A 13,197-nucleotide genomic window follows, 5' to 3' on the forward strand; every position below is an offset into this window, starting at 1 on the left:
CATTCTCAGACAATCCAGGCCCAAATCGCCGCATCGGGCCTTGAGGAGAAGCATGGGAGATTGTGTGGATTTTATGTTGAATTTTCCTCGTCCCGGATCGGGCGAAGAGCGGAAGGGTCTATCGATGACGAAATGGGTTTGGCTCGCAGCGGCAGCCGCTGCCATGCTGACGGGTGCGCCGGCGCGGGCGCAGGTCCCCGAGCCGATCGACGCGCCGTGGTTCGCTGGAATCGAAGTGGTGCGAAGCGGCGCCGCGCGGACGGACCAGCTCGGCGGCACGGTGTTCGATGACCGCAATCGCAACGGCCGCCTCGATGCGGGCGAACGCGGCATCGCCGGAGCCAAGGTCTCGAACGGCCGCGAAGTGGTGAAGACCGGCAGCGACGGGCGCTACACGCTGCCCGTGCGCAGCGACATGAGCGTCTTTGTGATCCAGCCCGGTGGTTGGCGCGTGCCCACCAACCGCAACTTCGTCCCCCAGTTCGCCTACACCCACAAGCCCGCCGGCTCGCCGCGCAAGATGCGCTTTGGCGGCCTGCAGCCCACCGGGCCGCTGCCGGCTGCGATCAATTTCCCGCTCGCGCCGAGCAAGGTGGCGGGCGACTTCAATTGCGCCGTGCTCGGCGACGTCCAGGTCTATTCGGGCGACGAGATCGGCTATGCGCGTGATTCGCTGGTGCGCGAGCTCGCCGATCGTGGCGGCACGCCGCCCGCCTGCCTGTTCGCGCTGGGCGACCTCGTCGGCGACGACCTCGGGCTGATCCCGCGGCTCGCGGAGGTGCTCGGCGCGCTCAAGGTCCCGCAATGGTGGGTGCAGGGCAATCATGATTATGATTCGGACGCCGACCGCGACGCCGACAGCTCGGACACATGGCGCCGCGACTACGGGCCTGCGACCTATGCGTTCGAGATCGGCGATGTGCTGTTCATCGGCCTCGACAACGTCTCCTATCCGTGCGGTGAGGCCGACAACCGCGCGGGCACTCGCCCCTTCTGCGTCGAATATCCGCGGAAGAGCTACAATGGCCGCTTCACCGACGATCAGATGGTGTTCTTGGCAAATCTGATCGCGGCGACCGATCCGGCGAAACTGATCGTGCTCGGGCATCACATCCCCCTGGTCGGCTTCGACAACCGCAAGGAATGGGCACACCAGACCCAAAACGCGCCCGAGGTCCATGCGATGCTGCATGGCCGCAAGGCGCTCGACCTGTCGGGGCACAGCCACACGCTCGAGAACCTCGCTCCTGGCGATTCGTTCGAAGGGTGGAAGGCGGCGGTCGGTGTCACCGCGATCCCGTTCCGTCACGTCGTCGCCGGTGCGGTGGCGGGCGACTGGTGGGGCGGCGACTATGACGTCGCTGGGATCCCGATGAGCCTGCAGGGCGATGGCTCGCCGCGCGGCTATATCGACATGCGCGTCCGCGGCACCGACTACGTGCTCGATTATCGCGCGATCGACGAGCGCCCGGAAAAGGCGATGTGGCTGTCGGTCAACACCCCGGCCTTTCGCGATTGGGCGGACAAGCTGCTCGAATGGCGCAACGCCGATCGCAAGACCCGGTCGCCGGTGCCGCCGCTCAGCGTCCAGGACCTGCCCGACGAGAAGCTGCTCACCCCCGCCGATCTCGCCGCGGGCAGCTTCCTCACCGCCAATATCTGGCTCGGCGACACCCAGACCAGCGCCACCGTGTCGATCGACGGCGGCGCGCCCGCGCCGATGACTCGCACGCAGGAGGCGCGCGGCGAGGCGAGCCGCAACGGGCCCGACTATGCCGATCCCTTTGCGCTTCAGCGCCAGCTCACCGTTGCGCGCACGGCGATCGCGAGCGGCTCGGGCATTGCCGAGAACCAAGGCTTCATTCAGGGCCGGCAGGAGCGACATCCGCCCGCGCCGCCGCAGCCGCAGGGCTCGGTCGCCGATCACAACTCGCATCTCTGGCGCTATCGCCTGCCGGACACGCTCGCGCCCGGGCTTCACACCGCGACCGTCAGCGTGCGCCGCCCGCAGGGTTCGCCATCACGAGAAACGCTGATCTTCGAGGTACGCACCGCACGCCCGGCGCGCACCTTCCGCTTCGATGTCTGGAACGGTTATGAGGATGGACCACGAGTCGCGGAACGGTCGGACGCGCGGCGACCATCCGCGCCCTCGAGGTGAATCCTGCCTCAAGCAGATTCGTTCGACCTCGTACGTCCCACCTTGCAGCCTCGACTAGAGCTCCACTGACGACCGGCTTTGGGCCGCTAGTGGCCAGTCCGCTTCGCGCCAACGACACGCGATAGCTGCCACTGTCGCGTCATATACTCAAACTTCGGTTCACGACCAATTGTCATATCAACACCTTACCGATGACGTCCACGCGCCGATGCGGCAGCGTTATCGCTGACGCATCGGACACTTGGCCGCACACGAGAACACCGTGAAGGTTGCGCGAACGTTGCGATCATCGTCCAAGAAATGGCAGCCGAGCCGACGGCGGTCAGCGGCGCGGCGGAAGTGAAACCGTGTCCCCCACCACGTCGATCGCCACCTTTCCGCGAAGCGCGTACGCGCTTCTGCCCTCCAGGAGCCCGTGCGCTTCTCCCATCCGGGCCAGCGGCAGGATCGCACCGACGACAGGCCGGACGAGGCTGCGCTCCACGAGGTCGGTGAGCAGGTCGAGCTTGCCTCGGTTCTGCCGTGTGAAGACGAAGTGATATGCGGCGTTTTTGCCCCATGCCTCGATAAGGTTTTGCGGCTGTGGAATGTCAACGATGCTGACGACACGTCCCATGTCCGCGAGCGCCAACGGACTGCGCGTCAGCGTATCGCCGCCGATCGTGTCGAACACGACGTCGACGCCGCGACCGCCCGTCAGCCGCGTTGCGGCGCCGACATAATCCTCCGTGCTATGGTCGATGGCCTCGTCGGCGCCGAGCGACCGCACGAACTCGTGATCCGCAGCACGCGCGGTGGTCAGCACGCGGGCACCGATCGCCTTGGCGACCTGGATCGCGATCGTTCCTACGCCGCCGGCACCGCCGTGTATGAGGACGGTTTCGCCCAAGGCAAGACGCGCGCGCGTCACGAATGCCTCCACGACGGTGCCCCCGACCAGCGTCAGGCTGGCTGCCTCGATATGGCTAAGGTTCGCGGGCTTGCGGCCCACCAGATCGACATCGACGACGTGCCGTTCCGCATAGGATCCGGGGCCCCCGAAGATCCGGGGCGTGTAATAGACCTCGTCGCCTGCGGCGAACTCCGTCACGTCTTCGCCCGTTTCCTCGACGACGCCGGAGACATCGTGCCCGATGATTGCAGGCAAGGTTACCAGATCTGCATAGTCGCCGCGACGGATCTGATAGTCGAGCGGATTGACAGCCGACGCATGCACCCGGACGCGTAGCTGCCGGGGGCCGACCGGCGGCACGGGAACGTCGCGCAATTCGAATGCGTCACGCCCACCAAAGCGAGTTAAAACGACGGCCTTCATGGTCTCGGTCATTGGATTATCCTAGAAGAGCGATATTGGGCGCGCACCAAGCGCGCATCCCGGCATGGGGGTCAGACGGTGATGACTGGAAGGCCGGCGAGGCGCCGCGCCTCCATGTCCTCGTGCGCCACGGCAATCCGGTCGAACGGATAACGGGCGATGGGGAGGTCGCCGAACAGGCCGGCTCGAATCGCGTCCCAGAGCTGGGCAGTAGCCGAGACCACGGTTTCGCCCCGGACATATTGCGGCGTGCCGCCGCCCCGGAGTTGGACGGCGCGGGAGCGGAGCTGATCGGCCGCGGGAGGCGCCTGTCCCGACGCGGCCCCGATCGTGGCGATCACGCCGCCATCCCGCACACAAGCGACCGCCAACGGAAAGGTCGCACGTCCGACGAAGTCGTAGACCACGTCCACGCCGGCGGGTGCGAGCGCCCGAATCTTGTCAGAAAGCGCGGGATCGTCGGCGACGAATGCATGGTCGGCGCCGGCCGCGACCGACGCCAGTTTGCCGGCCGATCCTGCCACACCGATCACCGTTGCTCCAAGCGATCGCGCCCAGCGTGACATGATCGACCCGACACTACCCGATGCTCCGAGCACGAGGGCGACCTCACCCGCCTTCAACGGGTGCAGGGCGTACAATCCCATCCAGGCCGTCAGTCCCTTCGCAAGGAAGGTCGCCGCCACCTCGTCGGAAATGTCGTCCGGCAGACGAACGAGCGCCTCGGAAGGGACGAGCAAGGCGGTGGCGTATGCTCCCTCGACGAAGAAATAGGCGACGCGGTCTCCCGGTGCAAAGCCGATCACCCCCGGGCCGACGGCGTCGACCACACCCGCCGCCTCGAAGCCCGGCGTGGCGGGAAGACGCATCGGATATAGGCCCTTGCGGACCATGACATCGACATAGTTGATGCCGATCGCTGTTTGCACCAGCCGTACCTGCCCGGCGCCAGGCAATCCGACCTCCGTCTCCACCACTCTCAGGACCGCAGGCGTGCCGGTCGTCCGTATCTCGATTTTCCTGGCCATGCTCGGCTCCTCCGGATTTGACCGCGTCATGCGAGGGCGACCGGCCGCATCGTGCCGGCGTGCGGGAACCTGCCGTGGCGATAAGCGGCGTAATATTCCGCCAGCTCGTCGCGGGAGCCGGCGATGAACGGCCCCTGCGCCACGACCTCAATGTTCTGGGGCTGTCCGGCGTACAGCAATATCCGGGCGCCTTTCGCGCCGGCTCGTAGTGCAAGCGTGCTGGAACCGCCGCCTGCGGGACCGGTCCACCCGACCATGTTTTCCGACAGCACTTCGTCGCCGGCACCGGCCGCCGCCTCACCATCGATCACCACCGTGAAGGCGTTGTAGGCGGCGGGCAGTTCCGGCGCGAAGGTAGCACCCGGCTCCAGCCGGATGTCCGCCAGCGTGACGGGCACCGCATTCTTCGTCGGCGCCGCCGCGTCACCCAACCGGCCGCTGTAGACCGTCGCCTCGACCCCTGGTTCGACATGGACCGGCATCGCCGCGCGCTGCAGGATCTGCACCCGCGGCGGCATGTTGCGCTGTTCCTCGGGCAGGATCAGCCACAGCTGGAACAGTCGCATACCGGTTGACACCACCGCATCCTCCGAGTGGACGATGCCGCTGCCCGCCGTCATCCATTCGACGTCGCCTTCCGCCAGCCGGCCGCCGGTATCCTCCATCGTGCCGTTCAGCATGAAGGTTACGGTTTCCAGCCCGGCATGGGGATGCGCCTCGCCGAAGCGCCCTTCCAGCGTGATGTGGTCGTCCGCCATCAGGAAGAACGGGTCGGTGGCATGGAAATTTCCCGGAGCCACCACCAGCGCCGCCTTGTGACGCTCGCCATCGAAGCCGGGTCCGAGCGGCGGTATGACGGTGACGCGATCGATCGATCTCTGAAGCATGTTCCATCCCTTCGGGGTGAGGCCCGACTATCGCCGACACAGTCATCGTGTCGATTTGTGCCCCATCATCTCGAAATGCCCTCGCCACAATCAAGACGGGGATCGAAGCAACTCAGCGTTGCTGGACGCGCAACCCGAACATGGAAGAAGTTTCGCCATCGATCCTCTACTGAGGAGCGATGCCGGAACACTTGGCTGGCGCAGCAGGAGCAAAGCCGTGACGTCGCTGCGTGCGTTCTTCGATGACGAAGCCCACGACTTTCCAGCGCACGAGCGGCCAGCGGCCGTCGGCTCGCCCGCGTCCCCATCGCACAAGGCCAGGACCCGATTGGCCCACATGGCGGTGGGCGTACTGGTCGGAACGACGGCAGGTCTCGGCGGAGCGCTGGTGAGCGCCGATCTGGTGCATGTGCGACAAGTGTTGGGCTTGAGCCCGTCCCAGACGGCATGGCTATCGACCAGCTATGTCGCCGCTGCCGTCCCGGCGAACCTGCTGCTGATCAAGGTACGGCAGCAATATGGCCTGCGGCGCTTCGCGCTGGTAGCCCTCGGCCTCTACGCCGCCGCGGCGCTCGCGACGGCTTGGGTGACCGACATCGCGGAGATGCTGCTGCTGCGTGCGATCGCCGGCTTCGTTTCCGTGACGTTGATCCCGCTGTGCCTGTTCCACACGATGCAGGCGTTTCCGACAAAGTGGCGCCTTCGAGGGCTGGTTCTGGGGATCGGCATAACGCAATGCGCCGTGCCGATGGCGCGGCTCCTGTCACCCTCGCTGCTTGGCATCGATGGGTGGCGTTCGCTGTTCCTGCTCGAAGCCGGCCTTGCGCTGCTGTCTCTCGCCGCGGTCGGCGTGCTGCGCCTTCCACCCGCCGAGCGAGCGCGCGTGTTCGAGCCGCTGGATCTCTTGACGTTCGCCCTCCTAGGCGGCGCTCTGGCCGCGATCGCCGCCGCGTTGGGCCTGGGGCGTTTTGAAGGGTGGCTGCACACCCGATGGATCGTCGTGACGCTGCTCGCCGCTCCGCCGGCTCTGCTGGCGGCCGGCGTCATCGAGCTGCGCCGCGCGACACCGCTGATCGACCTGCGCTGGCTGACCCACGGAGACGTCTGGCGCTTCGCTGCGGCGGTGTTCCTGATCCGGCTGGTGCTGGCCGAACAGGAGATGGCGCTGGGCGCAGTGCGCGGGCTCGGCGCACGTCCGTACGAATTTGAATCGCTAGCGGCGGTGATGCTCGCAAGCGCGGTCACCGGCGTTCTCGCCAGCACGATGTGCGTAAACGTCGAGAAGATCGCACGACCGATGATGCTGGCCATCGGCATCGTTGCCGTCGCGGCGTTGGTCGACAGTGCCGCGACGGAACCGCATCATCTAGCGCGCCTCTACGCGTCTCAAGCCGCGATCGCGTTCGCCGGCACCTTTTTCCTGGGGCCGGCGCTGCTGCTCGGCATCACGAGCGCCTTAGGGCATGGCGGCGGCGCACTCATCAGCTTCATCGTCCTGTTTGGGGTCGTCAATGCGTTGGGGGCGCTTGCCGGCCCGGCGCTGCTCGGCAGTTACATGGATTGGCGGCTCGCGGCGGGCGCGGCCGAGCAGGCGGCTCGATCCGACACGATGCGGCTCGCAGCGGCGCTTGGCCTTGCCACGACCCTGTACCTGGCGGTGCTCCTCCTGTTGCGCGTACGGCGGCGCCTCGCCGAGCTACGGACCGAAGTGGGTGCCGGTGCGGCAAGTAAGGAGGAAGCGCCTGCCGCCGGTTCGGGATGGACACAGCCGCGTGTCGTTCCGGCGATCGGAGCGATCATGGCGGCGCTGGCGATCGGGGGCGTCATGCTGATTTTGGCAGCGTTCGGACGGGTCTGACGCGTACATCAGATTTCGCGGTCGAACTTCTCGTGCAGAAAGTCGACGAGTGCCCGCACCCGTGCGATACCGGCGCGTGCCGGCGGCATGAAAATCTGCAGGTCGCCGCCCTCGTGCGGGAAGTCCGGCAGCACCGCCTCGAACTCGCCGCGTGCCAGCGGCTCCTCAACCATGAACATGGGGACGAGCACGATGCCGAGACCCGCGCGCGCCGCGGCCAACAGCATCTGCCCGTTGTCCGTGCAGAAGCGCGACTTCATCCGCACTTGCTCCCAGCCGTTTGGCCCCCGAAACCGCCACCGGCCGGGATCTAGGGCATACAGGACGGTATCATGATCGGCCATGTCCGCCGGCCGGGCGGGACGCCCCCGCGCATCGAGATAGGCCGGGCTCGCCACCATCGCCCATCGCACCTTGGCCAGTTTGCGCGTGATGAGGATCGAGTCCGGCACGGCGCCCGGCCAGATCGCCAGATCATAGGCCTCCGCGATCATGTCCACCTGGCGATCGGTGAACCGGACGTCGAACTCGATGCGCGGATAGCGCGCCGCGAACTCGGCAAGGATCGGTGCCAGCAGGAACTCGCCGAAGGCGGCGGGCACCTGGATGCGAAGCTGCCCGAAGACCTCGCTGGTCGACTTGGTGACCACCTCGCGTGCCGATTCCAGCTCCAACAGGCCGGCGGCGGCCCGCTCGTGATACTCGCGGCCGATATCGGTCAGCGTCGTACCGCGCGGGGTGCGCGTCAGCAACTGGGCACCGAGCACCCCCTCCAGGCGGCTCACGCGGCGGCTGACGATCGACTTGGCGATGCCCAGGCGCGTCGCGGCATTGGCGATGCTCCCCGTCTCCACCACGCGGACGAACGCAATGACATCGAGCAGATCGACCGGCGCGGGTTCCGGCATGCGCAACTCCAGGTTCCTGCCTTGGCGGCTATTGCAACAGGGTACGAGGGGTAAACCAGACGGCGACGCAGCGGAAGACCGCTTACGAACCTCATGGAGGCCCCGATGAAACAGCCAGCACTTTCCAGTGCCGCACAGCAAGAAGCCACGATCACCCATGCCCGCGCGGCCGTGGTCGAGCAAAAGGATGGACCGTTCATCATGCAGGACATCGCTCTCGAAGCGCCGCGAGCCGACGAAGTTCTAATTCGCATGGTCGCGACCGGCATCTGCGCAACCGACTCGCATGTCCGCCAACAACTGATGCCGTCGCCGTTGCCCGCAATTCTCGGTCACGAAGGCGCCGGCGTCGTCATGCGGACCGGCGCATCGGTCACCCATCTAAAGCCGGGCGACCATGTCGTGCTGTCCTATCATTCCTGCGGGCAGTGCAAGCCGTGCCTGTCCTCTCACGCCGCCTATTGCGAGAAGGTCTGGGAGGCGAACTTTGCGGGGGCGCGGCTGGACGGCACCATCGGCGTCGAGCGACACGGCGCCGACGACCTCCACGCGCATTTCTTCGGACAGTCGTCCTTCGCGACCTATGCGCTGGCACACCAGCGCAACACCATCAAAGTGCCGGATGATCTCCCGCTGGAGATTATGGGGCCACTCGGCTGCGGCTTCCAGACGGGCGCGGGTGCGATCCTCAAGGCGATGAAGGTGCCAGTGGGCGCGAGCGTCGCAGTCTTCGGCGTCGGCGCGGTCGGCCTGGCCGCCATAATGGCGGCGAAGGTCGCGGATGCTGCGACCGTCATCGCTATCGACGTGAATGCCGAACGACTCGAGCTCGCAAGAGAACTCGGCGCGACACACACCGTGAACGTCTCCGACGAGCCGGATGTGACGGCCGCGATCCGCGCGATCTCGCCACGCGGGGTCGAATTCGTCCTCGATACCAGCGGGCGGGCCGCCAACCTCAATGCCGGGATCGGCGCGCTGGCGCCGATGGGGCATTTCGGCTTCGTTGCCTTCAACGCACATTCGGGCGCGTTCGTCGACGCATCGCGCCTGACCGTAGGGCAGACGCTGCAGGGCATCATCCAGGGCGACGCAATTTCCGCGTTGATGATCCCCGAGCTGATCGGCCTCTACCGCACCGGTCGCTTCCCCTTCGACCGGCTCATCACCTTCTACGGCTTCGCGGACATCAACCGGGCATTCGACGACGTAGCCGCCGGCCGCGTCATCAAGGCGGTTCTGCGGTTCGATGCCGCGCACGCCTGAACCACTCAGCAGAAAGGAAACAGACCCATGTGCAACAATCATCAAAAGCACATCACCGCCAGCGATACGCCGGCATTCTTCGCGATCGACAATTACGGCTTCCCCGAAGCCGGCGAGCATCCGGCCGATCCGCCGCACTACTATCCACCCTATTTCAGCAGCGAGAAATTTCGGACCCTCGGCTATCATGTCGAGGAGCTTCGCGACGGCTTCTACTGGGTGACCAGCGGCGGGTACGACGCGGCCTTCGTCGTGACGAACGATGGCGTAATCGCAATCGACGCACCTCCGACGATCGGCGAAAACATGCTGGCGGCGATCGAGGAGGTCACCGACAAGCCTGTCACGCACGTCATCTACAGCCATTGGCACACCGACCATATCGGCGCCGCATCGGTGTTCGGCTCCGGCGTGGAGATCGTCGCGCACGCGATCACCAAGGAATTGCTCGAACGCTTTCCCGACCCGAACCGCCCGATTCCGACTTTGACGTTCGACAAGGATTACACGCTGAATGTCGGCGGCGTGACTCTGGAGTTGTCGTACAAGGGCGAGAACCATTGCCCCGGCAACATCTTCATCTATGCGCCGGCCCAACGAGTGCTGACCGTCATCGACATCATCAGCCCCGGCAGCGCCACCTTCATGCATTGCGATGCGTCGCAGAACATCATGGGCTGGTATCAGGCGCAACAGCAGCTGACTGAGTTCGACTTCGACTTCCTGGTCGCCGGTCACCACATGTCTTACGGCACACCTGAGACGGTGAAAGCCTCCATCGAATACTTCGCCGATGTCCTCGACGGCGCACAGGCCGCGGTCGACCGCTTCTCCCGCTCCGACGCGCTGATCGGCATCCTCGACGGTGCGGGCTGGGACAAAGTATTCGTGGGAACAGAGAACTGGATCAACTCGATGGCGAACTACGCCACGAAGTATGTGCTCGAGAAGCGCAGCAGCAACGGGCAGCTGTGGTCGGAACGGCTGGCCGGGGTGACCACCCAGACGAAGTATCACGCCTACACGGTGCTGGAGTCGATCAGGCTCGAGCGCCCGCGGCCGAACTATCGCCTGCGCGGTGAGAACGCGCCGCCCTTCCTGACCTGATCCCCCGCGGTCTCGCGGCAGCCGAAACCACCGCAGGCCGTCTCCTTCCGGACACGCGCCATGGCGCGCGTGCCACGGATCGGCACGCCCGCTCCCCCTTCGCAAAGGACGATGCGATGACGAACTCTCCGGCCCGAAACTGGATCAACGGCGCCTTCGCCGCGCCTATGGCGCTCTCCCCGTCGATCAACCCGGCGACCTACGAGACCATCGGCAGCTATGCCGACGACGGGGCTACCGCCGCGCGCGATGCGGTCAACGCGGCCGCGACGGCATTCCGCCGGACGCCATGGGCGCATGATGCCGAGTTGCGCGCCCGAGTGCTCGACCAGATGGCGGACGCGATGGAACGCCATCGCGAGCGGCTGATCGCCGTCCTCTCGCTCGAGAACGGCAAGATCGGGAGCGAGGCAGCGCTCGAAGCCAACGGTTCGCCAAGCAAGCTGCGCTACTGGGCGGCAATGGCCCGTACCGAGGCTGGGCGCGCCCTGCAGCCACGGCCGGGAAGCATCTCGATCGTGCTCCGCCAACCGATAGGGGTGGCGGGAGTCATCGTACCTTGGAACTCCCCGGTCATCCTCGCAGTCCGGTCGTTCGCACCGGCGCTGGCCGCCGGTTGTACGGTGGTCGTCAAGTTGCCGGGTCAGGCGGCGCAGGTCGCCTCTGTGATGTCCGAGATACTTGCCGAAGCGCCCGACCTGCCCGCAGGCGTCGTCAACATCTTTGCCGAGAGCGGCTCGGAGGGCGCCGCGCACCTCGTCGAGAGCGAGGGTGTGCCAACGATCAGCTTCACCGGCAGCACGAGGACCGGCGCGGCGATCGGCGCGGTCGGGGCGCGGCGAATGAAGCGCTTCGGCCTCGAACTCGGCGGAAAGGCGCCGATGATGGTGTTCGACGACGCCGATGTCGCATCCATGATCCCCGTCCTCGAAAAGGCGCTGACGGTGTTCGCCGGTCAGTTCTGCATGACCGGATCGCGCCTCCTGGTGCAGGACAACCTCTACGAGGGCGTGCGCGACCGCCTCGCCGATCGGCTGCGTAACGTCAGGGTCGGTCCGGCAGCCGATCCTGCGAGCGACATGGGACCGCTGATCGACAAGGCCAATGTCGCACGGGTCGACAAGGTCGTGACAGACGCGATCGCGGCCGGCGCAAGGACGATCGTGCGCGGCGGCCCCGTAACCGACGGCCCCCTCGCCGCGGGGGCGTTCTTCCGACCTGCGATGCTCGAGGTCGACAACAACCGGCTCGCGATCGTGCAGGAGGAAACGTTCGGACCGGTCATCACCATCCAGCGCTTCAGCGACGAAACACAGGCAGTCGCACTCGCCAACGACAGCGAATTCGGGTTGTCCGCCAGCGTCTGGACTCGCGACCTCGACCGTGCGCTGCGCGTCGCGCAGGCGCTGGAGGTGGGCAGCGTTTTCGTCAACGACTGGGCCAAGGTCTATGACAGCACGGAAGAAGGCGGGTTCAAGCTTTCGGGTCTCGGCAGGCTGAACGGCGTCGCGGCGATCGAGGATTTTGTCGAGTACAAGCATATCGCGCTGCGCCCCGGGCAAACAACCATGACCGGAGCCACCCAATGACATCCCCCGGTTGCCGGGCAGCGACGCCGGTGCAGGTCCGGGATTATGTCAGGACTTTCCTCCTCGATCTAATCGATGACCACAGCGGGCCTGCGTCCGCAGATGGTCTTCCCGCTCGGACGCGGTTGGAGGCCCGTTTGCGCGATGCGATGCTCGCGGAAGAATTGCCTGGGCTTGCAGATGTCGTAGGACTCGCCATGTGGGCGGACACTCTCAGGCTCGGTCTGTCGTCGCTCGTGAACGACGGGATGACACCGGCGGATGCGGCAGCCGTAATCGACATTGCGATCCGCTGCCTTGATCAAAGCAACTGCTCGCCCGTCTATTCGCGCCATCCCGTGCGAACGACCACGCTGCGATCGGTCCAGGCTCCTACACTGTCGTCCATTTGGCGTACGCACACAGTCCTCGGTGGGGAGTACGCACGTTGACCGGAGAACCTCTCCTCGCGTGTGACACGGGGGCTCACCAGGCGATCCGTCAGCAGCAGCCGAACGCAGCTTGGCTGGCGATCTTCTCGCTCGCCTTCGGCGTATTCGGACTAGTGACGGCGGAACTTCTGCCTGTGAGTATCCTGACGCCCATGGCGAACGATTTGGGCGCGTCCAAGGGGGCGGTCGGACAGGCGGTGACGACGACGGGGCTCGTCGCGGCCATCTCGGGTCCGATCATTGTGACCGGTATGGGCACGCTCGACCGCCGCTCCTCCTCACCACCCTCGCTGGGACCATTCTGATCATGTTCGGCCGCTCGACCGGCGGCGCCTTAGCGGCGACGGCGTTGTGGGGCTTCGCCTTTGGTGGCGTACCCGTCGCAGCGTCGCTCTGGAATGCCCGCGTCGCATCCGACATCGCGGAGCCGGCAGGCGCCCTGCTCGCGAGTGCGTTTCAGATCGCCATCGCCGGCGGCGCGCTCGTCGGCGGTATTTTGATCGACACCGTTGAACCGAGCGGTCCGGTCGCCTTCGCAGCCGCCGCTACACTCGTCGGCGGCATCTTCATGCTCGTAAACGGCCGTGCGCTTGAGACGTCCCACACCCTCGAGGAGGACACCGTCTGACGGCATGCAAAGGACGAAG

The 13,197-nt window shown here is 66.0% G+C and carries 11 protein-coding genes; 7 read left to right on the top strand and 4 right to left on the bottom strand.

Annotation, left to right across the window (positions count from 1 at the left end):
- Window positions 1-124: 124 nt before the first annotated feature.
- Complete coding sequence (locus ACMGER_RS00715) at window positions 125-2,161, top strand: calcineurin-like phosphoesterase C-terminal domain-containing protein (protein WP_436810209.1); 2,037 nt, start codon at window positions 125-127, stop codon at window positions 2,159-2,161.
- 322 nt (window positions 2,162-2,483) lie between these two features.
- Here the strand turns inward: ACMGER_RS00715 and ACMGER_RS00720 are convergent, their stop codons facing one another.
- From ACMGER_RS00720 to ACMGER_RS00730, 3 genes are read right to left on the bottom strand one after another with little or no spacing between them, the layout of a single operon-like run.
- The gene (locus ACMGER_RS00720) at window positions 2,484-3,488 is read right to left on the bottom strand and encodes a zinc-dependent alcohol dehydrogenase family protein (RefSeq protein WP_436810210.1); all 1,005 of its coding nucleotides are present in this window, start codon (window positions 3,486-3,488) and stop codon (window positions 2,484-2,486) included.
- A gap of 59 nt (window positions 3,489-3,547) precedes the next feature.
- Complete coding sequence (locus tag ACMGER_RS00725; RefSeq protein ID WP_436810211.1) at window positions 3,548-4,504, bottom strand: zinc-binding dehydrogenase; 957 nt, start codon at window positions 4,502-4,504, stop codon at window positions 3,548-3,550.
- A 26-nt stretch (window positions 4,505-4,530) separates the two neighbouring features.
- A complete protein-coding gene (locus tag ACMGER_RS00730) occupies window positions 4,531-5,391 on the bottom strand; it encodes a pirin family protein (protein WP_436810212.1) in 861 nt (286 codons plus the stop codon).
- A gap of 217 nt (window positions 5,392-5,608) precedes the next feature.
- Here ACMGER_RS00730 and ACMGER_RS00735 point away from each other — a divergent pair, with 217 nt between their 5' ends.
- Entirely contained in the window at window positions 5,609-7,249 is a 1,641-nt protein-coding gene (locus ACMGER_RS00735) for an MFS transporter (protein ID WP_436810213.1), read from the top strand.
- 8 nt (window positions 7,250-7,257) lie between these two features.
- Here ACMGER_RS00735 and ACMGER_RS00740 read toward each other — a convergent pair whose 3' ends face one another.
- Window positions 7,258-8,157, bottom strand: a complete 900-nt coding sequence (locus ACMGER_RS00740) for a LysR family transcriptional regulator (protein WP_436810214.1) — start codon at window positions 8,155-8,157, stop codon at window positions 7,258-7,260.
- A 105-nt stretch (window positions 8,158-8,262) separates the two neighbouring features.
- Here ACMGER_RS00740 and ACMGER_RS00745 point away from each other — a divergent pair, with 105 nt between their 5' ends.
- From ACMGER_RS00745 to ACMGER_RS00765, 5 genes are all read left to right on the top strand, one after another.
- Entirely contained in the window at window positions 8,263-9,423 is a 1,161-nt protein-coding gene (locus tag ACMGER_RS00745; protein ID WP_436810215.1) for an NAD(P)-dependent alcohol dehydrogenase, read from the top strand.
- Window positions 9,424-9,450: 27 nt separating this feature from the next.
- Window positions 9,451-10,530: an MBL fold metallo-hydrolase gene (locus tag ACMGER_RS00750; protein WP_436810216.1), complete on the top strand. Its 1,080-nt coding sequence runs from the start codon at window positions 9,451-9,453 to the stop codon at window positions 10,528-10,530.
- Window positions 10,531-10,646: 116 nt separating this feature from the next.
- Window positions 10,647-12,119: an aldehyde dehydrogenase family protein gene (locus ACMGER_RS00755; protein ID WP_436810217.1), complete on the top strand. Its 1,473-nt coding sequence runs from the start codon at window positions 10,647-10,649 to the stop codon at window positions 12,117-12,119.
- A 427-nt stretch (window positions 12,120-12,546) separates the two neighbouring features.
- The gene (locus tag ACMGER_RS00760; RefSeq protein WP_436810218.1) at window positions 12,547-12,855 is read left to right on the top strand and encodes a hypothetical protein; all 309 of its coding nucleotides are present in this window, start codon (window positions 12,547-12,549) and stop codon (window positions 12,853-12,855) included.
- Window positions 12,856-12,857: 2 nt separating this feature from the next.
- On the top strand, window positions 12,858-13,178 hold the full coding sequence (locus ACMGER_RS00765; protein ID WP_436810219.1) for an MFS transporter: 321 nt from the start codon (window positions 12,858-12,860) through the stop codon (window positions 13,176-13,178).
- The last annotated feature ends 19 nt before the right edge of the window (window positions 13,179-13,197 follow it).

The sequence above is a fragment of the Sphingomonas astragali genome (genome assembly GCF_051400615.1).
Taxonomy (GTDB): Bacteria; Pseudomonadota; Alphaproteobacteria; order Sphingomonadales; family Sphingomonadaceae; genus Sphingomonas.